17 protein-coding genes are annotated in these 21,236 nt (G+C 67.0%); 7 read left to right on the top strand and 10 right to left on the bottom strand.

From position 1 onward, the window contains the following. Positions 1–104: 104 nt before the first annotated feature. Positions 105–1,064, top strand: coding sequence for a phosphotriesterase (locus GAA2_RS00330; protein WP_024498924.1), 960 nt, complete (start codon positions 105–107; stop codon positions 1,062–1,064). Positions 1,065–1,068: 4 nt separating this feature from the next. Here the strand turns inward: GAA2_RS00330 and GAA2_RS00325 are convergent, their stop codons facing one another. Continuing rightward, positions 1,069–1,866: an SDR family oxidoreductase gene (locus GAA2_RS00325; protein WP_024498923.1), complete on the bottom strand. Its 798-nt coding sequence runs from the start codon at positions 1,864–1,866 to the stop codon at positions 1,069–1,071. A gap of 133 nt (positions 1,867–1,999) precedes the next feature. Between GAA2_RS00325 and GAA2_RS22980 the strand changes: the two genes are divergently transcribed. The 3 genes from GAA2_RS22980 (at position 2,000) to GAA2_RS00315 (ending at position 5,437) form a co-directional block, all read left to right on the top strand. Further along, positions 2,000–2,521: a hypothetical protein gene (locus tag GAA2_RS22980; RefSeq protein ID WP_236577731.1), complete on the top strand. Its 522-nt coding sequence runs from the start codon at positions 2,000–2,002 to the stop codon at positions 2,519–2,521. Positions 2,522–2,535: 14 nt separating this feature from the next. Continuing rightward, positions 2,536–3,699: an aldehyde dehydrogenase family protein gene (locus tag GAA2_RS00320; protein ID WP_236577730.1), complete on the top strand. Its 1,164-nt coding sequence runs from the start codon at positions 2,536–2,538 to the stop codon at positions 3,697–3,699. Between the two features lie 184 nt (positions 3,700–3,883). Beyond that, entirely contained in the window at positions 3,884–5,437 is a 1,554-nt protein-coding gene (locus GAA2_RS00315; RefSeq protein ID WP_410471361.1) for a DUF222 domain-containing protein, read from the top strand. 335 nt (positions 5,438–5,772) lie between these two features. On the opposite strand, the gene GAA2_RS00310 is transcribed toward GAA2_RS00315, so the two are convergent. The 7 genes from GAA2_RS00310 to GAA2_RS00280 form a co-directional block, all read right to left on the bottom strand. Then, on the bottom strand, positions 5,773–6,678 hold the full coding sequence (locus GAA2_RS00310; protein WP_024500045.1) for an alpha/beta hydrolase family protein: 906 nt from the start codon (positions 6,676–6,678) through the stop codon (positions 5,773–5,775). A 263-nt stretch (positions 6,679–6,941) separates the two neighbouring features. After that, positions 6,942–8,513, bottom strand: a complete 1,572-nt coding sequence (locus GAA2_RS00305) for a hypothetical protein (RefSeq protein WP_024500044.1) — start codon at positions 8,511–8,513, stop codon at positions 6,942–6,944. A gap of 100 nt (positions 8,514–8,613) precedes the next feature. Beyond that, a complete protein-coding gene (locus GAA2_RS00300; protein ID WP_024500043.1) occupies positions 8,614–9,450 on the bottom strand; it encodes an HpcH/HpaI aldolase/citrate lyase family protein in 837 nt (278 codons plus the stop codon). Further along, the gene (locus GAA2_RS00295; protein WP_024500042.1) at positions 9,447–10,610 is read right to left on the bottom strand and encodes an acyl-CoA dehydrogenase family protein; all 1,164 of its coding nucleotides are present in this window, start codon (positions 10,608–10,610) and stop codon (positions 9,447–9,449) included. The genes GAA2_RS00300 and GAA2_RS00295 overlap by 4 nt, the downstream gene beginning before the upstream one ends. Positions 10,611–10,680: 70 nt before the next feature. Further along, entirely contained in the window at positions 10,681–12,060 is a 1,380-nt protein-coding gene (locus GAA2_RS00290) for an MmgE/PrpD family protein (protein ID WP_024500041.1), read from the bottom strand. Continuing rightward, complete coding sequence (locus tag GAA2_RS00285; protein ID WP_191834643.1) at positions 12,057–13,268, bottom strand: CaiB/BaiF CoA transferase family protein; 1,212 nt, start codon at positions 13,266–13,268, stop codon at positions 12,057–12,059. The genes GAA2_RS00290 and GAA2_RS00285 overlap by 4 nt, the downstream gene beginning before the upstream one ends. Then, complete coding sequence (locus tag GAA2_RS00280) at positions 13,265–13,825, bottom strand: MaoC family dehydratase (RefSeq protein ID WP_024500039.1); 561 nt, start codon at positions 13,823–13,825, stop codon at positions 13,265–13,267. Before GAA2_RS00280 ends, GAA2_RS00285 begins: the two co-directional genes overlap by 4 nt. Positions 13,826–14,083: 258 nt before the next feature. Here GAA2_RS00280 and GAA2_RS00275 point away from each other — a divergent pair, with 258 nt between their 5' ends. The 3 genes from GAA2_RS00275 to GAA2_RS00265 all read left to right on the top strand — a co-directional run bounded on the left by GAA2_RS00275 (position 14,084) and on the right by GAA2_RS00265 (position 19,327). Next, complete coding sequence (locus GAA2_RS00275; protein WP_024500038.1) at positions 14,084–16,162, top strand: hydantoinase/oxoprolinase family protein; 2,079 nt, start codon at positions 14,084–14,086, stop codon at positions 16,160–16,162. Between the two features lies 1 nt (position 16,163). Next, entirely contained in the window at positions 16,164–17,984 is a 1,821-nt protein-coding gene (locus tag GAA2_RS00270) for a hydantoinase B/oxoprolinase family protein (RefSeq protein WP_191834642.1), read from the top strand. A gap of 128 nt (positions 17,985–18,112) precedes the next feature. Beyond that, positions 18,113–19,327, top strand: coding sequence for an amidase (locus tag GAA2_RS00265; RefSeq protein ID WP_191834641.1), 1,215 nt, complete (start codon positions 18,113–18,115; stop codon positions 19,325–19,327). Here the strand turns inward: GAA2_RS00265 and GAA2_RS00260 are convergent. Both GAA2_RS00260 and GAA2_RS00250 read right to left on the bottom strand, forming a co-directional pair. Then, positions 19,311–20,036 carry a FadR/GntR family transcriptional regulator gene (locus GAA2_RS00260; protein WP_024500035.1) on the bottom strand — a complete coding sequence of 242 codons (726 nt, stop codon included), beginning with the start codon at positions 20,034–20,036 and terminating at the stop codon, positions 19,311–19,313. The genes GAA2_RS00265 and GAA2_RS00260 overlap by 17 nt on opposite strands. Before the next feature lie 622 nt (positions 20,037–20,658). After that, positions 20,659–21,174: a hypothetical protein gene (locus GAA2_RS00250; RefSeq protein ID WP_191834639.1), complete on the bottom strand. Its 516-nt coding sequence runs from the start codon at positions 21,172–21,174 to the stop codon at positions 20,659–20,661. Positions 21,175–21,236: the final 62 nt, after the last annotated feature.

Below are 21,236 nucleotides of genomic sequence, written 5' to 3'. Positions count from 1 at the left end.
GCTCTACGTCTCGAGTGCCGTCGAAACGTCGTACAGGCCCGAGGTCGGTCGGTTAGGGTCGGCCCAGCGGGTGCGCAACGAGGCGACCCGGCGAGGAGGTTCTCGTGGCCACCGTCCACACCGCCGCAGGCCCGGTCGATTCCGCCGAACTCGGCAAAGTGCTTGTGCACGAACACGTCTTCATCGTCGGCGAGGAATTCCGGCAGAACTACCAGGACGACTGGGACGAGGACGCGAAGGTCGCCGAGGCCGTTCACGACCTTGCCGAACTGAAGGAACTCGGGATCGACACCATCCTCGATCCCACGGTTCTCGGTCTCGGCCGGTACATTCCGCGCATCCAGCGGATCGCCGAGCAGATCGACCTCAACATCGTCGTCGCGACGGGGCTCTACACCTACAACGACATACCCTTCCAGTTCCACTACGCCGGTCCCGGCCTGCTCTTCGACGTACCCGAACCGCTGGTGGATCTGTTCACCAAGGACCTGACCGAGGGCATCGCCGACACCGGCGTACGCGCCGCATTCCTCAAGTGCGCCATCGAGGAGCAGGGCCTGACGCCCGGCGTCGAACGCGTGATGCGAGCCGTCGGGCAGACCAGCGCGCAGACGGGTGCACCCATCACCGTGCACACCAACCCGCACACCCAGTCGGGTCTGGTGGCACAGAGGGTGCTGGCCGAGGAGGGTGCCGATCTCACGAAGGTGGTCATCGGCCACTCCGGCGACAGCGTCGACCTCGACTACCTGATGAAGATCGCCGACGCCGGCTCCATCCTGGGCATGGACCGATTCGGTCTCGATCTGCTGTTGCCGTTCGAGGACCGCGTGAACACGGTCGCCGAACTGTGCAAGCGCGGCTACGCCGACCGCATGGCACTCGCCCACGACGCGTCGTGCTTCATCGACTGGTTCGACCACGAGGCGAAGAAGCAGGCGCTGCCCAAGTGGAACTATCGCCACATCAGCGATGACGTCCTGCCCGCGCTGCGTGAACGCGGCGTCAGCGACGCCGACATCACGACGATGCTCGTCGACGTTCCGCGCCGGTACTTCGAGTAGCGCCTCAGGCCAGGGATCGCTGGTAGCGGCGCATACCGCGCAGCCAGCGGTCGTAGTCGGCGCCCTTCTGCCGGTACATGTCCAGCACCTCGGCGTGCGGGAGGATCAGGAATCGTTCGTCGGCAACGGCTTCCAGCACGATCGCGGCGACCGCACCCGGGGTCAGGACCTCACCGGCGGTCTCGACGGCCTTCTGCATCAGCTTCTGGTCCGGCGTGGCCGAGTCGTCCTCGGGCCGGAGCAGCTTGGTGTCGACGCCCATCGGGCACAGACAGCTGACCCGCACACCGTCGTCGCCGTGGGTGATGTTGAGCCACTCGGCAAAACCAACGGCGGCATGCTTGGTGACCGAGTACGGCGCATTGCCGATCTGGGTGAGCAGTCCGGCAGCCGACGCCGTGCTGACGAAGTATCCGCCGCCCCGCTCGACCCACTCCGGCACGAGACGACGCGCCGCCCGGATGTGGCTGCGCAGGTTGACGTCGAGCGCCAGATCCCACATCGCCTCGTCGGTGTCCAGGCCGCCACCACGTCCGATACCGGCGTTCGCGAAATACAGGTCGACCGGCCCGAAGGTGGACTCGGCCAGGCGGACGGCCGCATCGATGTGGTCGTCGCTCGAGGCATCACCGGCGATCGCGACGGCGGAGTCGCCGAGTGCATCTGCGACACTGTCCGCCGACGCCGCGTCGAGGTCGGTGACCACGACCTTCGCGCCCGCCTCGACCAGGGCGTGCGCGAGCGCACCACCGATCCCACCCCCACCGCCGGTGACGATGGCAACCTTGCCTGCGACGTCCATGGAGATCTCCTTCGATCGGTGGGTCTGGATAAAGACCTACCAGACGTACGCATCGTCTCCGGCGGCTGACCCGTGCCGAGGAATTCGCTCGTCGGTCTGGCCACCCACCACGCGCGGTGCGACACTGGACGTCATGACGGCCGGGGTTTCTCCGCCGGCGCATGCCGAACTCGACGGCATGCTGGACGAGCTCGCGCAGGGCGTCGCCACCTGGACGGCGATGCCGCTCGAAGAACGCGCGGATCTGCTCCTACGCACGCGAACGGCCGTCGACAAGGTCAGTCGACGCTGGGCGGAGGTCGCGATCCGCATCAAGTCCACTCCCCCATCGGTGCGTGGCGAGGAGTGGCTGTCCGGTCCGTACATCATCATGGCCGGGCTGACCAGGCTCGCGAAGACCCTACGCGTGGTCGCTGCCGGAGGGAGCCCGGTGGACGGCATCCGCACCGGCAGCGCACCGGGCGGGCGGTTGACCTTCAAGGCAATGCCGCTCGGACTGCAGGAAGCACTGCTGTTCAACGGTCTGGCCGGCGAGATCTGGATGCCACCGGGGTCGGCTTCGGCGAAGTCCGCGCCGGCGCCGGTCTCGGCACCCTCACCCCGGGTGACTCCGGCGGAGTCGGCCTCGTCCTCGGGGCCGGAAACGCCACGCTGATCGGGCCCTATGACGTGCTCTACGAACTCGTGGCGTACAACCGGGCGTCGATCCTGAAACTCAATCCGACCTTTCGCGATCTACACGGGATCTATTTCGAGGCGTTCGCGCCGCTCATCGAAGCCAACGTGATGCGAATCGTCAACGGCGACATCGAGACCGGCGAGTATCTGACCTCACATCCAGGCATCAGCCATGTGCACATCACCGGTAGCCGTGCCGCGCATGACGCGATCGTGTGGGGTCCCGGGGAGGAGGGGGAACGGCGTCGAGCCGAGGGAACCCCGCTGTTGACCAAGCCGATCACCAGCGAACTCGGTGGCGTGTCACCGATGATCGTCGTTCCCGGCAAGTGGTCCGATGCAGACATCAGGTACCAGGCCGAACATGTTGTCACTCAACGAATCCACAATGCCGGACACAATTGCATCGCAGGTCAGTCGCTCATCCTGAGCTCGTCGTGGCCCCAACGTTCGCAGTTCCTCGACGCGATCCGTTCACTCCTCGACAAGATCCCACCGCGGGCACCGTGGTATCCGGGCAGCGACCGCAAGATGAGCCTCGCCGAGCAGGAGTATCCGCACGCCGAACACCACGGTGGCCGACTGCTCGTCCAGGTCGACGACTCCACATCCGACGCCATGTACACAACGGAGTTCTTCTCCCTGGTGTTGGGACACACCGAGTTACCCGGTACCGGAGCCGCATTCCTGCGCGACGCCGTGCATTTCGCGAACACCAGGCTCGACGGCCAGCTCGGCGCCAGTGTCATCATCGCCCCACGCGATCGCAAGGACCTCGGGCCCCGTCTCGAGGAGTCGCTCGCCGAGCTGCACTACGGAGCGATCGGGGTGAACTGCTGGGCGGCGTTCGCGTTTCTGTCGCCGACGCTCAGCTGGGGCGCCTACCCGGGAAACACCCTGGACGACGTGGGCAGCGGAATCGGCGTGGTGCACAACGGATTGCTGATTCCCAACCCGGAGAGATCGGTGGTCTACGGTTCCTTCCGCCCCTTCCCGCGGTCGTGGTTGGGCGGAGAATCGACCATCGCCCCGGCGTCGCCGGTCTATGTCACCTCGAAGTCGAACAATTCTGCGTCGGAAGCCCTCACCCACTACGCGGCACGGCCGGGATGGTCGCGCATTCCGCAGGTGTTCCGGTCGATCCTCTTTCCTTGAGGTAAAGGCCGGTAGCGGGATTCCATCCCTTTACACCAACCCACCGACAAGTTCTTCGGCGGTGAGCCGTCCGGATTCTCGTTGCACCACAACGCAATAGCGAGTACAGTCGAGTTCGAACATACATTCGCACCAGCGGCATCGGGGGGTGACCGTCTTGACCGAGATCTCGAACTCCGACGTCGTGCCGTCGACCCGCGCCTCCGAACTCGTGCAAGAACTACACCGGATCACCACCGAGCTGCAGACCGTCGACCTGACACAATGCTCCGATGCCGAGCTCGTCGACGTCGCCGCCGACACCGAACGCGCCATCGCCCGACTCACTTTCGCCGGCGACCGGCAGATCGTCGAGATCGCCGACCGCGACCTGCCCCATAAAACCGGGCACCGCAGCATCACCCAGTTCATGACCCACCGCCTGCGCGTGGCCGACCCCATGCGCCGCACCAAACAACGCCACGCGACCGCCACCCACCTCAGCCCGACCGGCGAACCGCTCGAACCCGAACACCCCGCTCTGGCCGAGGCATTGGCCGACGGCAAGATCAACACCTCCCACATCCGGGCGGTACTCGACGTGCTCGACCAGATCCCGCACGCCGTCGACCACGACGTGAAGATCGCCGCCGAACGACAGATGGCCGAAATCGCCGTCGACCACACCCCCGCCGACATCACCGCCCTCGGCGCCCGCCTGTTGGCCCACCTCGACCCCGACGGAACACTCGCCGACGACACCGACCGCAAACGCCGTCGCAAACTGTCGGTCAACCGGCAACGCGCCGACGGCACCGCCAAGATGTCCGCCGACCTCACACCCGAACTCCTCGCGCGGATCACCATGCTGCTCGCCGTGTGGGCCAAACCCGGCATGAACAACCCCGATGACCCCGAATCACCGCACGGGTCGATCGAGAATGCCGACCCCGAGATGGTCGAAGCCGCTGCCGCACGTGATGATCGCAGCGATGCGCAGCGCAACCACGACGCGTTCAACGCCTTGCTGAAGGCTGTGTTCGAGGACGGCCTGCTCGGCAAGAGTCACCGCGGGTTGCCGATACAGGTGATCGTCAAAGCCGACCTCAACGATCTGGTCCGCGAAGCCGGGTTCGCCACCACCGCCACCGGCACCCTGATCCCGATCCCCGACCTCATCGACATGGCCGCCGACGCCCAACCCTGGCTGGCGGTGTTCAAAGACGCCACCGCCGTCCCGCTCTACTTCGGCCGCGGCAAACGGCTGGCGACCCGCGAACAGCGACTGGTGTCCTTCGCCCGACCCGACGGCGAGGTCTGCTCCACACCCGACTGCGGCATAGCCGCCGCACACGTGGAAATGCACCACGCCCAACTCGATTGGGGTCTGGGTGGCCTCACCGACATCACCGACCTCGCCCCGGCCTGCCCGAAACACAATCGCATGGTCGGCGACCAGCCCGGACAGTTCACCACCCGGATGGTCCGGGAAGGGCCCGATGAGGGCCGCTGCGTCTGGCGGCTCAACGCCGAACCCGGCGCGCCACCCAACCCCGAACGTGTGAACCGGCGACCCGACATACCCCGACGGTTCATCGAGCACCTTGAACAGGTGCGCACCGAAATCCACGGGCCCGATGAGGCGTCCGGCGATCAGTCGCGCCTTCAGCTGCGCCAGATCATCGACCTACGCAACGCCTCCGACGCCGAAGCCACCCTCGCCTCGATAATGCTCGCCGCCGCATACCCGCGCGTGTGAAGCAAGCGTGGCGAGGGACGGTCACCGGCCCTTCGAGGCTCGTCGCTAACGCTCCTCACACCTCAGGGAGCAGATGGGCAAACACCCCCAACACTCCTCACACCTGAGGGAGCAAGTGGGCACCACTCGCTAACGCTCCTCACACCACAGAGAGCAAGTGGCCACTCACCGCCAACACTCCTCACACCTCAGGGAGCAAGTGGGCACCACTCGCTAACGCTCCTCGCACCTCAGGGAGCAAAGGTGGGCTCCTCAGAGAGCGAGGGTGGGCACCTCATCGAGCGAAAGTTCATGCAACCGGGCCGAAGTCGAATCGGAGGTCCGTGGTCGCTGCGTCAGTCGATCACGTCATCGACGTCATCGAGGTCTGCCGCCGAGACGCCGGTGATGATGTCGAGAACCTGCGGGTATTCGGGCGCGGTCGAGGTCACCACCGAGCCATGGTCACCGCCCGGGATCAGCACCGCCTCGGCCTGACCACCCTGCCTCACGACGGCATCGACGTAGCGGCTCGAGTTGACCGGCGAGACCATGCGGTCCTTGGTGCCGTGTACGGCCACCACCGGTGTCGTCGGATCGATGTTCTGGATCGGGTCGACCATGGTGTAGCGCTTCGGCACCTGACGAGGCGAGCCACCCAGGGCGGTCACGATCCGATCGTCGCCATGTGTTGCGGCATAGACCATGTCGAGAGGTCCGGCGAGCGACACCACCCGGGTCGGCCGGAACACCGGCCGCGCACCGACCTCGTCGTCCTCCAGCTTGTGCCTGGTGCCACCCCACACCGCGAGTTGAGCGCCGGCACTGTGTCCGACGACGAGCTCGTCATCCGTGGTGATCTGCGGGAACTGCTTGTCCACCACCGACACGTGGTCGAGCGCACTCGCGACATCGCGGAAGGTCGTCGGCCAGCCGCCGCCCGAACCCACCCGCCGGTATTCGACGTTGTAGACCGCCATGCCGCGCTCGGCGAGATCACGAGCCAGCGGATCGAAGATGTCCGCGCCCAACGCACTCTGCCAGGCACCGCCGTGGATCAGAACGACGAGCGGGATCGAGTCGACCCGCTGCTCGCCCTTCGGGAGGTACAACTCGGCCCAGTTCTGATCGCTGTCGGCCTCGCTGGGTGTCGGGTACTCGATCCGGTGGATGGTGACGTCGTCGAGGTACTGCACCTCCTCGGTCGCCTGGGTCTTGACCGGACCCGAGACCGCCGGGTCGTCGGCACTGCACGCCGTCAGTCCCAGTCCCGCGGCGAGTGCGACACCCAGAAATCGAAGTGGGACAGGCGACCAGCGGGTTCGCCGGGAGTCGCTCAGGGTCAACGAAGGCAACAATTCAGTGCCTGCCTTTCCGGCCACGAGGCCATCACGCATTCTGTCGCAACCGGTCCCGAGTGTCGGCACCACGATGTCGCCGGCTTCGCCGCCACCGCCCACGCGATCGGCGTCGAATGTCCCGGATGGATCTGTTCTTCACTTCGCCGGCGTCACTGCCGGCGAGATCACTTCACCGACAGGGGCACGGCGGTGGTCGACCCACCGGCGCGGACCGTTGCGGTCAGCGGGGTCCACCCCGTCCAGAGATCCACCGGCACATCGAGCTTCGCACCCGGCCGGAGTGTGACCGGAGTCTGTGTGACCGCGCTCCGGTCGGCGATGGTGTCGCTGCGTTCGACCGCGACCCGGAATTTCTGCGCACGACCCTCGGTCTGCACGGTCACGCCGACGGGCGACGTGGCCCCTACCGAGACCGACGAGCCCGGACCGATGGCGAGCTGCGAGGTCTGGGTCGAGACCGAACGCAGCGAATCCTCGGTCGCAACCTCGAACCGGGCTGTCGTCGGTGCCGACGAACTCACCCGGATCGCGTGACGAACGGGATCGACATCGAGCGCGGACGTCGCGCCGGCGGGAACCTCGAGATCCCCGACCGCCACCGCACCACCGCTGCTCAGGACCGTCGTGCTGATGTCGGCGGTACGTCCGGCCTCGACAGCGTCGACGACGACGCGGAAACGCTTGCCGGCGGGGACGATGAACCGCGCGGTGTTGTCGTTGTTGAACAGGATCTTCTGCTCCACACCGGGAATCGGCTTGCCGGACAGATCGGTGACACGGACATCCCAGTCGACGTCACCGACCCCCTTGGCCGTACCGTTCGTGTCGGTCACCACGACGACGGTGTCGTCGGTGCGGAGATCGGGATCCTGATGACGCGCCAGGACCGTGGCCAGCGGGACCAGCACCAACTTGTTCTTCTGCGAGCCCTGGAAGAGCATCGTCGGATCGGACGGCTTGGTCGCCGTCGAGTAGTACCAGGTGTCGGCGGCCGGATCCACGACCACCATCTTCTCCACACCCGGGAAGTTGTTGTCGTACACCACGATGCCGCGCTTGCCGTCGCCGAGATCCCGAATCGCCACCGGGTTGATCGCGTGTCCGGCCGTCTGCTCGTCATCGGTGAAGATGGCGAGGATGTAGTTGTCGTTGCGCGACCAGGCGTTCCGGAGCTTGGTCAGTGCCTGCGACACCGAGACCTCGGACATGGCGAGATCCGTGGGCGGGAAGCCCTGGGTGATGAACATCCGGGCGATCAGCTCGTCGAGAGGACCCGACGCGGGCATGCTGTAGACCGTCTGCCAGGGCATCGCCAGCGGGAACGGGCTCAGGCGCTTCGTGTTGTACAGACCTGCCAGCGCCGCCATGCCGTAGCAGTGGCCCCCGGTCATCGACTCGTTGAACTCGTTCTGCACGAGTTCGGCGACGGTGGTCGGTGAGCAGACGCCGAGCACGATCCGGGCACATACCTCGTCGCCGAAGACCGCACGCATGCCGTCGATGGTGAGACCGCGCCGGTGCAGGGCGTCGTCGTCTCCCCAGTTCTCGAAGGAGAAGCCGTCGCGTTTGACGTCGAATCCCGAGTGCGCGACCACCTTCCCGGCCTGAGGATTCACGACGGGTGCCGCCTCGGAGGCTCCTATCCCCACCACCGAGAACGTCGCCGAGATTGACACCGCGAGCGCCGCAACCAGCGGACGCGTCGACCATCGGGAATGGCCCTGACCTTTGCGCATTGCTAAACATTAGCGGACAAATCAGGCACCCTGAGCACATCCTGAGAGGAATCAGGCCCCCGGTCGATGATCTGTCACGAAAACGTCGTCCGCGGGTGTGTCAGGTCCGGCGAGCGAGGGTCCTACGCGCGATCCGGGCGACCGCCTCGTCGATGAGCCGGCCCGCACTGTCGGTCGCCGCCCCCTGCCCGGCGGCGTCGAAGGCCGCGAGCACGTCGACCGCGGCGTCCACCTCGGACGCGGTCGGTGCGAGACCGGCACGCGCGGGCCCGATCTGACGCGGGTGGATGCACGCGCGACCGAAGAACCCGAGCCCGGCCAGCCGCCGGGTCTCGGTCTCGAACGACTCGGCATCGTCGATGACCGGCGATGCGGCCGCGAGGGGTGGCCGGATTCCGGCCGCCGCCGACGCGGCCACGACTTGCGATCGTGCCCAGAGCAACTCGTCGCCGACGATCGGCGTCACCCCGAGATCAGCCGCCAGGTCCACCTCGCCGATCTGCACGAACTCGACCCGGGGACCGCCGGCGATCGCCGGCGCATTCACCAGTCCGGCACCGGTCTCGATGAGCGGTGAGACCGGTGTCCGTGGACGATCATCCTGCGTCTCGAGATCGGTGAGCATCCGGTCCACGCGTTCCAGGGTCGCGCGATCATCGCATTTGGGCAGCCAGATGCCGTCGGCCCCGCACCGGACCGCCATGGTCAGGTCGTCGAGCAGTTCGGCACCCGGATTCACCCGTACCCACGCGGGCACACCGGACCGGTCGCGGTTCTCGAGCCAGGCGCCCACCGCGATACGCGCAGCGTCCTTGGCGGCCACCGGCACCGCGTCCTCGAGGTCGAGGACCACGGCGTCGGTACCGGAGGCAGTCGCCTTCCCGAAACGTTCGGGCCGGTCGCCCGGTACGTACAGGTAGATCAGCGCCGAACTCATCCGACGGTGACGGTCCCGTTGACCAGTGCCTTGGCGATGACGGTCCGCATGATGTCGTTGGTGCCCTCGCCGATCGACATCAGCGGCGCGTCGCGGTAGTACCGCTCGACGTTGAACTCGGTCGAGTAGCCGTAGCCACCGTGGATCCGCATCGCCTCGAGGCTCGCGGTGATCGCGGTCTCCGAGGCGAAGTACTTCGCCATGCCCGCCTCGCCGTCGACGCGCGCACCCGAATCCGCCTTCGCGGCAGCCCAATACGTCATGAGACGGGCGGCCTGCAGCTGGGTCGCGATGTCGGCGAGCTTGAGCTGGATCGCCTGGAAGTCCGAGATCGGCTTGCCGAAGGCGGTGCGCTCCCGGGAGTAGTTGAGCGCCGCGTCGTACGACGCCTGCGCGATGCCGACGCTGCGGCCGGCGATGTTGAGGCGGCCGATCTCCAGGCCGGACAAGGCCTGCTGCATGCCGCGGCCCTCGACCCCGCCGAGCAGCGTCGACGCCGGCACCCGCACCTCGTCGAGGAAGATCTCGCACGATTCGGTGCCCTTGTAGCCGAGCTTCCCGAGGTCGCGCTGGACCTCGAATCCGGGAGTCGTGGTGTCGACGAGCAGGATGCTCATGCCCTTGTGCGCCGGGGTGGCCGACGGATCGGTCTTGACCAGGACGGGGAGCACGTTTGCGTGGCGTGCGTTGGTGATCCAGGTCTTGGTGCCGCGGATGACGTAGTCGTCGCCGTCGCGGTTGGCGGTGGTCTTGATGCCCTGCAGGTCGGTGCCCGCGCCCGGTTCGGTCAGGCCGATGCCGGTACGGCATTCCCCGCTGGCCAGCCGGGGCAGCCACTGCTGCTTCTGTTCCTCGGTACCGTGCCGCGCGATCATCCAGCACGCCAGGTTGTGACTGCCGAGAATGCCGGCGATACCCATCCAGCCGCGGGCGATCTCCTCGTACACGAGGGTGAACGACACCATGTCGAGTTCGAGTCCGCCGTACTCCTCGGGCGTCGTGATCCCGAACAGGCCCATGTCCCGCAGTCGCGCGACGATCTCCGTGGGATAGCGACCCTCACGTTCCCACTCGTTGGCGACCGGGATGATCTCCTTGTCGACCAACTGGCGGAGCGCCGACCGGAAGTCGCGCTGTTCCTCGGTGAAGCTGAAATCCATTGCGTGATCCTTGATCTGAGGTGTGGACGGTACTCCGGGCCCGGCCCGGGGTTTCGGCGAGAAGAGTCGGTCAGCCGATGAGGGCGGTCGCGAGCACCGGGATCTGTTCGACGGACGGGGCGTCGCACAAACCGAGGACCGCTTCGATGAGCGCATCCGCGTCGGCTCCGCCGCCGCTGTTGCCCCGGAACTTCTCGGCGACCGCGGCGTCGTCCATCGGCCGGCCGGAAGTGCCTCGGCTGCACGGAACCTCGCCGACGAGCCGGGTGGAGTCGTCGAGGGTGATGACCGCCCGGCCGGCGGCGTCGGCGGCCGGGCGGGCATCGGGTACGGGAACGACCTCGACGAGTCCGGCGGTGGCGGCCACGTCGGGTCTGACGATCGATTCCTCGGCATAGGTGTCGACCGTGACCGCTCCGTCGTGGACGAGTGCGGCGACGCTCCATGGCAGGTCGAACTTCGCGTCATAGACGCTGCGTGGGCTGCGGGTTCCGGTTCCGGGCCCGCAGACGATGTCCACGCTGTCGGGATGAACGTCGACGCTGATGGCGGCGACGCGCGACGCCGTCACCGCGACACCCGCCTGCGCCGCATCGGCCAGGACCTGCGCCACCGCATCGAGCGAGGCGTGCATGAGCTGACAGCTCGGGTACGGCTTGATACCGATACCGGCGCTCTCCCAACGAGTTCCGAGATCGGCGACGATCACGTCGGGATCGACGTCCCGGTCGGCGAGCGCCCGGTAGAGGCCGCGCCGGCCCTCCAGCACCGATTCGGGACCAGTGGCCCCGGCCAGGGCCAGGCGCGCGGCGAGGACACCGCTGAAACCCGCGTTCCCCGGGTGCAGGACCTTGGTGTTGGCCCCGGTGTCGAGGAACTCGAGCAACCCACCCGACGACGACGCCGCGATGCCGATCGCATCGGTGAGACGGTCGGCGTCGGCGCCGTACAGCAGGCCGGCGGCGACGGCACCGGCGAGCGGGCCGACGACGGCGGTCGCATGGAGTCCGCGCGCGTGGAAGCCGTGCGGTGCGGCCGCACCCAGTCGACAGGCGGTCTCCAGGCCGGCCACCAGCGCGGTCACCGTCCGCGCACCGGTCGCGCCGACTTCCTCGGCGACGGCCAGGACGGCCGGTGCCACGACCGTCGTCGGATGCACGAGCGCACCGGCATGCGTGTCGTCGAAGTCCAGGGCGTGCATCAGAACCCCGTTGGCGAAGGCCGCCGCGGGAGCGGAGATGGCCTCGGGGTCACCGAGCGGATGTGCCTGCGCCGGGCCGCCGAGCCCGCGGGCGACGGACAGTCCGGGGCCGCCCTGATCGAGTCGACGGGCGCCGATCGCATTGCCGATCCCGTCGAGCAGATGTCGCACCGCGGCCTGCCGGGTGACCTCGGGAATGTCGTCGATGTCGAGGCCCGCGGCCCATCGCGCGAGCCGGCGGGCGGTCACGGCGTGCCCTGTGCGATCGATCCGAAGGCGCCGGCCTCGACGAGACCGCTGACGTCGTCTGCGCTGTAGCCGAGCAGTTCCATCACCTCGTCGAAGTTCTCGTTGCGGCGCGGTGCCCGACGATACTCCGCGGGCTCGTTGCCGAAGCGCACCGGTGAGGTGACCTGACGGACCTCGCCCCACACCTCGTGTTCGGTGGTGGCGATGAGCCCGCGCGCCAGGGTGTGCTCCTCGGTCAACGCCTGCTCGACGTCGTTGATCGGCCCCGTCGGCACACCGGCCTCCGTCAGCAACGACACCCAGTGATCGACCGTCGCCTCGGCGAATCGCTTCTCCAGCAAGGGCAGCAGTTCGTCCTTGTGCTGACCGCGGGCGGCGAAGTCGGTGAACCGCGGGTCGTCGAGCAGCTCGGTGAGACCGATGGCCTCGGCCAGCCGCACCCAGAACTTCTCCTTGGCGCAGCCGACGACGAACCACCCGTCGGAGGCCTCGAAGGCCTGGAACGGCACCAGCGAGGGATGCGCGGAGTTCTTCGTGCGGCCCGGACGGTAGCCGGCGTTGAGGTGCCAGGCGGCCGGGTAGGTGAGCATCGAGATGGCGGTGTCGTAGAGCGAGACGTCGCAGTCGCCGCCGACCCCATCCCGCCGGGCGGCGTGCAGACCCGCCATCAGGCTGAGCGCGGCGACATAGCCGCCACAGAAATCGACAAGGGAGAGACCGGATTTGGTGGGCGGACCGTCGGGATCGCCGGTGAGGTCCATCCATCCGGCCAGGCCCTGCAGGATGTAGTCGTAACCGGGTTGCTTGGCCCGCGGACCGGTCATGCCGAACCCGGTCAGGCTGCAGCAGACGATGGCCGGGTTGAGGTGCTTGAGGTCGTCGTAGGTGATCTTGATCTTCGCCGGGACGTCGCCGCGCAGATTCGAATAGACCGCGTCGCTGGTGCGGACCAGATCTTCGAAGACCTTGCGTCCGCCGGGCGTCCCGAGGTCCAGCGACAGGCTGCGCTTGTTGCGGTTGAAGGTCTCGAAGAACAGCGAGTCCTCGCCCTTGTTGTAGGGCGGAACGTAGCGCCCGACGTCGCCGCCGGAGGTCGGTTCCTCGATCTTCAGCACGTCGGCACCGAGATCGGCCAGATGGACGCTGCCAAAGGGGCCGGCGCCGTACTGCTCGACGGCAATGATGCGGACGTCTTCGAGCGGCCTCATGAGCGCGCATCCTCGGTCTGTGCGGCGGCGGTGAGCTCGGTCAGCGAGGGCGCCTTGACTTCGGGGAAGTAGTTCTGTCCGATGCCGCTCTCGCGGGTCGCCACCATGACGGAGCGCTTCCAGGACACCACGACCTCGCCGTCCTGGTTGATCCCGCGGGTGACCATCGACACGATGCCGGCGTAGGGACGAGACTTGGACTGGCGCAGGTCGGTGCAGATGCTCTCGGCGTAGATCGTGTCGCCGACGTACACCGGATGCTGGAGTTTGACGTCGGTGAACTGGAGGTTGGCGACGGCGTTCTGACTCATGTCGATCACCGACAGGCCGAGCACCAACGCGATGGTCAGCCCCGAGTTAACGATCACCTTGCCGTCGGTGATGGGATTCGTCCGGGCGAGGTGCTCGTTGAAGTGGTTCTGATTGGTGTTCATCGACAGACAGGTGATCCACGCGTTGTCGGTGTCGGTGATCGTGCGGCCCATCGGGTGCTGATAGACGTCGCCCACGACGTAGTCCTCGAAGAAGCGTCCGAGTGTGGCGGGATGGGTGGTCAATGGTCCTCCTGAAGGGTGCGGCGTCGTCGTCGAGAAGCACACGCCGTGACGCGGCCCACCATAAACATCTGATCTTTAAGTCGTCAAGACAACGGGAACGTGTTGAATTCACCGAGAATCTGCTCATGGGTTGCCGAAACATCCGATGTATTGCATCATTCTTCCGAGCGCAGCTATGGCTCAGATCACTCCCGTCACCGGATGGGGCGCACCGATCCGACGTCGGGGTGACGGCATGAGAAGAGGAAGCGAGTTTCGATGAAGCGAATCGGCGTGGATGTGGGCGGTACGTTCACCGACCTGGTCCTGTGGGACGACGACGGGACGGTGACGGTGCACAAGACGCCGTCGACCAACCACGATCCCTCGATCGGCACGATGGACGGGATCGAGGTGCTGGCGCAGCGTGCGGGCATCGACGTCGCCGACATCGAGATGTTCTTCCACGGGACCACCGTGGCCACCAACATCGTGCTCGAGCACAACGGCAGCGACGTCGGCATGATCACCACCGACGGGTTCCGCGACCTCCTGCACATCGCGCGTAAGAAGCGCCCCCTGAACTACTCCAACTACCAGGATCTGCCCTGGCAGAAGTGGCAGCTGGTCCCGCGCCGCAACCGGCGGACCGTCCCCGAGCGGATCGACGCCGCCGGTGACGTGCTGACGCCGCTCGACGAGGACGCCGTCCGCCGCGAGGTCGCACTTCTCCGCGAACGCGGGGTCGAGGCGATCGCCGTCGCCTTCCTGCACGCCTACCGCAACCCCACCCACGAGCAGCGGGTCCGCGAGATCATCGCCGAGGAGTACCCCGGCGTCTTCGTGTCGCTGTCCAGCGACGTCGCCAGCCAGTACCGCGAATACGAGCGCTTCTCGACCACCGCCCTCAACGCCTTCGTGGGACCCAAGACCTCCCGCTACATCGAGAACCTGGCCGGCAAGGCGAAGGCCGCGCAGGTCGGCGAGGACGTCCACCTGATGACCTCGGCCGGTGGTCTGGTGACCTCGCGCAGCGCCAGCGAGGTCCCCGTGTCGCTGCTGACCAGCGGCGTCGTCGCCGGTCTGCTCGGCGGCTGCTTCATCGGCCGGGCCTCGGGATACCCGAGCGTCATCACCCTCGACGTGGGCGGCACCTCGGCCGACATCGGTGTCGCACCCGACGGCAAGCTGCGCATGAAGCACCTCCTCGACACCCGGATCGGTGACTACCACGCGATGGTCCCGATGGCCGAGGTCGACACCATCGGCGCCGGCGGCGGCTCGATCGCCAGCATCGACGAGGGTGGCATGTTCCGCGTCGGACCACGCAGCGCGGGCGCCATGCCCGGACCCGCCTGCTACAACCGCGGCGGCACCGAACCCACCTCGACCGACGCCATGGTCGTCATGGGCTGGCTGGGCGCCGACAGCTTCCTGTCGGGAACCATGGAGGTCAAGCCGGAGCTGGCGACCGAGGCGGTCAAGACCCACATCGCCGACAAGCTCGGCGCCGATCTCGAGCATGCCGCGATGGGTATCTTCCAGATCCTCGCCCACTCGATGACCGAGGCCATCTCCCTGCACTCGGTGCGCAAAGGCTATGACCCGCGCGAGTTCTCGCTGGTCGCCGAGGGCGGCGCCGGTCCGCTGTACGCGTGGCAGATCGCCGAGCACCTGGGCATTCCGCGCGTCATCGTCCCCGGCCATCCGGGCATCACGTCGGCGGTCGGCCTGCTGACCACCGACGTGCGCTACGAGGTCCCGACCACCGTGTGGACGTCGTCGGCCGAACCCGACCTCGAACTGCTGGCCCGCGAGATGGACCGGCTCTCCGAGCAGGCCGTCGCCCAGCTGCGGGCCGACGGCATCGCCGAGGACGACATCACCCTCGAGCGCAGCGTCGACTGCCGTTATGTCGGACAGGGTTACGAGCTTCGTGTGCCCGCACCCGACGGCGAGATCACCGCCGAATGGGTCGAGCAGACCGCGGCCACCTTCCACGAGGTGCACGGCCGTACCTACTCGCAGCGTTTCGACGACAAGCCGGTACAGCTGGTCAACATCCGCGTGACCGGTGTCGGTGCCGTCGAGCACATCCGCATCGCCGAGATCGAGAAGGGCGGCGCCGACGCATCGGGCGCCATCAAGTCGACCACCCAGGCGCTGTTCTGGAAGAACGACTCCGCCGACCCCGAATGGGTCGAGACCCCCGTCTACGACCGCGCACTGTTCAAGGCGGGCAACACCTTCGAGGGCCCCGCCATCGTCCAGCAGTTCGACTCGACGACCATCGTCGGCATCGGACAGAAGGCCACGGTCGACGCCGTGGGCCACATCATCATCGAGAGGAGCGCCTGAGATGGCGAAGACCCTGATGCCCACCGACGGCGTTTCCCTTGCCGCCGAGGCCAATCGGACCTGGAACACCGTCGAGGTCGATCCGATCACCCTGCGCGTCATCGGTGGTGCGCTGAACTCGATGGCCAAGGAGATGGCCCAGGTCCTCTACCGCATGGCCTACTCGAGCCTGATCCGCGAGTCCGAGGACCTCGGCGCCGGCATCTTCGACGTCAACGGTCGCGAACTGTGCGAGTCGGATTCGACTCCGATGCACTGTGGTTCGATCCCGGCCTACATCCGCGGCGTCAACCGTAAGCTCGCCGGGACCTACAAGCCGGGTGACGTGATCCTGCACAATCACCCGTACCACGGCGCGGCGCACTCCCCCGACTACGGCGTGATCATCCCGATCTTCTGGGAGGGCGAGCACATCGGGTTCGCCGGGTGTACCGGTCACGTCTCCGACATCGGCGGCAACTTCCCCGGCCTGTGCATGGACGTCGTCGACGTCTGGGCCGAGGGCAAGCTGATGGACTCCATGAAAATCTACGACGGCGGCGTCCGCAACGACATGCTGATCCAGCACATCCTGGACAACGTGCGCACACCGGAGCAGAACCGCGGCGATCTCGAGGCCCTGATCGCCTGCTCCCGCATCGGCGAGAAGCGGTTCGTCGAACTGCTCGAGAAGTACGGTCTCGACGTCGTGATGAGCGCCGCCGACCGGTGGATGGACTACTCGGAGGAGATGCTGCGCAGCCGCATCCGGGCGATCCCCAACGGCAGCTACGAAGCACCGATCGGCTACCTCGACGACGACGGCAAGAATCGCGGTGTCCCGCTGAAGGTCGCGGTCCGCGTGCAGGTGGAGGACGAGGACGTCCTCATCGACCTCACCGGCTCGAACGATCAGGTGCCCACGGCGTTCAACGTGCCCTTCGAGGGTTCGGTGCTTCCCGTCGCGGTGAGCGCGATCCGCACGATCCTCCTCGATGAGTACCTCACCGAGGAGTTCGTCCCGCAGAACGACGGGTGCTTCCGTCCGGTGCGTGCCTACGCACCCGAGGGGACGATCTTCAACCCGGATTTCCCGGCGTCGTGTTTTGCCCGGTTCTCTCAGGTCAACCGGATCTTCGACTCGATCAACCTGGCGCTCGCGCCGGTGCTGCCCGAGCGGGCGATCGCCGGTTCGTCGGCGGCGCTGTGTGCCATCGCCTATTCGGGTCTGGCCGAGGACGGCGAGTCGTACTGGGTCTACATCGAGATCAACGAGGGTTCCTACGGTGCGCGCAACGGCAAGGACGGCATGGACGCCGTCGACGCCCTGATGGCCAACACCCGCAACAACCCGATCGAGGAACTCGAGCTCAATCACGCCATGCGCGCCGAGCGTTACGAACTGCGCGACGAGTCGCCGGCTCCCGGTCAGTGGCGCGGAGGCATCGGCAGTGTGCGCACCTGGTACATGGAGACCGACACCTTCCTCGGCTCGGAGGCCGACAACCGCACCGACCCGCCCGCGGGTGCGCTCGGCGGCGGCGACGGCGCCTCCGGATCGTTCATCCGCAATCCCGGCACACCGGAAGAAGAGGTGCTCTTCTCGAAGGTCACCCAGGAGGTCATCCACGCGGGTGACCGCCTGGAGATCCGGATGCCGTCGGGTGGAGGTTTCGGCGACCCGTTCCGGCGCGACCCGTTCTCCGTGCTGTCCGACGTGTGGGACGAGTACCTGACCGCCGAGGAGGCGCGCCAGGACTACGGTGTGGTCGTGAACACCGACAACTGGACCGTCGACGAGGCTGCCACCGAGGCCCTGCGCTCGTCGCGGGTGGCGTCCTGACCAGTGATCTCGGAGGGGCCGGCGATGCCAGCGCCGGGAGCGAAGCGAGCGGGCTGAGTGTCGCTGTCGCCGGCCCCTCCGGCATCTCCGGGAGTCCCTCTGCCGAAGCGGTTTCCGTCGCCGAGCGCTTGAACACGGTCATCAGCTGGGTGCCCGGCGAGCTGGGCGTCGATCCATCCGGGGCCCGGGGTCCCCTGGCGGGTGTCCGCGTGGGCGTGAAGGACAACATCGAGGTCGGTGGGGTGCGCTCCACCTGTGGATCGGAGTTCTTCGCCGACCGCGTGGCGGCGGACGACGCGGCATGTGTCGACGCCCTGAAACGCGCCGGGGCGGTGATCACCTCCACGCTGAACCTCGCCGAGTTCGCCGTCGGCGTCACGAGCCAGAACTCGGCATCGGGCGGTCCGGTGAATCCCTGGAACGCCCGCCGTGTGCCCGGCGGCTCGAGCGGCGGGTCAGGTGTCGCCGTCGCCGCGGGGCTCGTCGACGTGGCACTCGGCACCGACACCGGCGGCTCGATCCGGTTGCCCGCCGCGTGCTGTGGGGTGACCGGTCTGCGCCCGTCCATCGGCCTGCTGGACATGTCCGGGATCTTCCCCGTGAGTGCGGACTTCGACACCGTCGGACCGCTGGCCCGCACGGCCACCCGGGTGCGCGAGACGTTCGCGGTGCTGGCCGGTTCGGACCCGGCACCCCCGGACACCGGTCCCCTCAGAGTTGCGGTCCCGTGGCCGTTCGTCACCGGCGACGTCGATCCCGCCATCACCGACGCCGTCACCGAAACCGTCGAACTCCTCCGGAGAGTGGGTCACCGTGTCGTGGAATGTCCGGTGCCGCACAGCGAGTCGGCGCAGGATGTGGTCTACACCCTGATCTACTCGGACCTGGCGCGCACCCACGCCGAGCGGCTGCGGGACGAGCCGTCCCGGTTCCAGCCGGCGACCCGGGAGCGAATCCAATTGGGACTGAGCATCTCCGACGCACAGCGAGACGCTGCGGTGCGACAGCGGGACGTCTTCCGGTCGGCGATGGCCGACTTGTTCCGAGAGGTGGACGTCGTGCTCACGCCGGCGATGCCGGTGGACGTACCGGAGCTCGGCGTCGGGGAGGCGGTGGTGGCGCAGGCCCGCCGGATGGGACAGCTGACGTATCCGTGGTCGTTGCACGACGGCCCGACACTGGCGCTGCCGGTCGGCGTGCATCCGTCCGGAATGCCCATCGGTGCACAGCTGACGGCGGCGCGTCTGCACGAGGGGACCCTCCTCGCGCTGGCCGAGCAGGTGCAGGAGCACAGCGAATGGCATCTCCGACGCCCACCGGTCCGCGTCAGTTCTGACGTCTGAGCAGATCCATCTGCTTGTAGACGTCGCCGAGGTGGTCGAGGTGCCGGCGCATGAGGGTCATCGCCGTCATCGAGTCCCGGCGCTCGACCGCCTCGAGGATCGCACGGTGGTCTTCGTCGACGCACTGCCAGAAACCCTCCGGTGCGGCGTCGCGACTGAAGCGGCTGCCGATGACCCGGAACACCGGGACGGTGATGAGATCGAGGAGCGGGTTGTCCGCCGCGCGCAGCAGGATGCGGTGAAACTCCTGGTTGTTGGCGTAGACCTCGGGACCGATGCCGGAGGATGGGTCGAAGATGGTGTCGCGCAACTCTTCCAGGTGAGCGTCGGTGTGCCGGTAGGCGGCGACGCCGGCCGCGGGGACCTCGGTGAGCTGACGAACCTCCATGAGTTGGTCGACGGTCACCCCCTCGGCGGCGGCGAGCAGGGTGACCCCGGCTTCGAGATGGGCGCTGAGCTGGCCGATGTCGGGGGTGGCGACGAACGTCCCGCCGGTGACCCCGCGCGTGGTGTGGACCAGGTTCTCGCTCGCGAGCGTCCGGATGGCCTCGCGTACGGTGCTCTGCCCCACGCCGAACTCGGCCCGGAGTTCGGTGTCCGGTGGGAGACGGGTGCCCGGGGTCAGTTCGCCGGCGAGGATCCGTACACGCAGCGCGTCGGCGACGACCTCGTACGCGGGACGCTTGCCGGACTTATTCGCCTCTGTCACAACATGTTCCGATCTCAGTGGGTTTGTCCCAAACTACCAGATCATCCACACATCGACGCCTACCGACAGACCCGAGCTCGGGCTGCGCAGTCTCTGCAGGACCTCGTCGACAGTCGTCCCTGGGACGATTCGACGTGGACTACCTTTGTCACTTCGTCGCGGTCCGACCGACTCTAGGCATCAGCTGCACGAAGGGGTGGCATGGAAGAGTGATGACAACGATCGAACACGCCGCAATTCGTGTGCACATCTTGGGAATCACATTGCAGTCGGACGTCTCCGAGCATCGGCTCCTGGAGGAACTGCGTCGCCGCGGTTACCGCGTGCAGCCAAGCGATCTACGCCTGGCGCTCGACGACATCGTCAGACGGGGCCTGATCGAGCGGCACGACACAATGCGGAGATGCCGAAATCGTCGCACCTACGAGGCGACACCGGCCGGTCGCATGGCGTGGGCCGACGAGTGCCGTGCCTTGAGCAAATTCACCCACGAAGTGTTCGGGACCCAGCTACCGCCGCTGCCGGCGCAAGTCGGTCTCGACGACTCGCAGGCGTGGTCATCCGCACCCCGTCGACAGAACGGTGAGACAAAGACCTCTCGGGCGACCGGTCAACGCGCGTTCTAGGCTCGGTCCGGCTCTGAGTTCGCCGTCTTGCGCGACCTGGTCAGCAGCCACCATCCCAACGCTGTGACGATGACAGCTCTTCCGCCAGTCGCGATGGCGTGCAACATGGCGTCTGCAGTAGTGGCGGGCCGGTCGACCACCTCACCGTCCGGAGCCAGCCAGATCTCTCGTGTTCCACCGACACGGTCTTGTCGCTCACGCCCAACTGCTGCCGTGATCTGGCGACCGTCGCGTTCTGACCACACGACGAATGATGTGTCGTTGTCCTGCTTCGGAGTGCCGACCACTTTCGCGGTCACCTCATGCCGTGGAGGCTGGTTCTCAACGACAACCTTGTTTCGGGCGTAGGCGTCACTACCCATGGTCAGTGCGACCAACACTCCCAGCAGACCCATCAACGAGACGACGGCCAGCAGCACGCTTTCGAGACGGTCGGCCGAACGCACCAGCTCGTTCGATGACACATGCATGACCCGCCAGGTGTGCAACTCGCGAGACAAGAACCGCAACATGGCTCGCCTCCAAACCGGGAGTTCTGACTACGGTGCCCGGCCCACTCACAACCAAGCCTCCC

The organism is Gordonia ajococcus (assembly GCF_012974285.1).
Taxonomy (GTDB): Bacteria; Actinomycetota; Actinomycetes; order Mycobacteriales; family Mycobacteriaceae; genus Gordonia; species Gordonia amicalis.
This window is presented reverse-complemented; position numbering and strand designations above follow the sequence as displayed.

Bases quoted from the DNA above. Each gene is read 5' to 3' on its own strand.
- GAA2_RS00285 (WP_191834643.1), bottom strand. From the start codon at position 13,268: ATGAGGCCGCTCGAAGACGTCCGCATCATTGCCGTCGAGCAGTACGGC.
- GAA2_RS00270 (WP_191834642.1), top strand. From the start codon at position 16,164: ATGGCGAAGACCCTGATGCCCACCGACGGCGTTTCCCTTGCCGCCGAG.
- GAA2_RS00300 (WP_024500043.1), bottom strand. From the start codon at position 9,450: ATGAGTTCGGCGCTGATCTACCTGTACGTACCGGGCGACCGGCCCGAA.
- GAA2_RS00305 (WP_024500044.1), bottom strand. From the start codon at position 8,513: ATGCGCAAAGGTCAGGGCCATTCCCGATGGTCGACGCGTCCGCTGGTT.
- GAA2_RS00325 (WP_024498923.1), bottom strand. From the start codon at position 1,866: ATGGACGTCGCAGGCAAGGTTGCCATCGTCACCGGCGGTGGGGGTGGG.
- GAA2_RS22980 (WP_236577731.1), top strand. From the start codon at position 2,000: ATGACGGCCGGGGTTTCTCCGCCGGCGCATGCCGAACTCGACGGCATG.
- GAA2_RS00295 (WP_024500042.1), bottom strand. From the start codon at position 10,610: ATGGATTTCAGCTTCACCGAGGAACAGCGCGACTTCCGGTCGGCGCTC.
- GAA2_RS00250 (WP_191834639.1), bottom strand. From the start codon at position 21,174: ATGTTGCGGTTCTTGTCTCGCGAGTTGCACACCTGGCGGGTCATGCAT.
- GAA2_RS00275 (WP_024500038.1), top strand. From the start codon at position 14,084: ATGAAGCGAATCGGCGTGGATGTGGGCGGTACGTTCACCGACCTGGTC.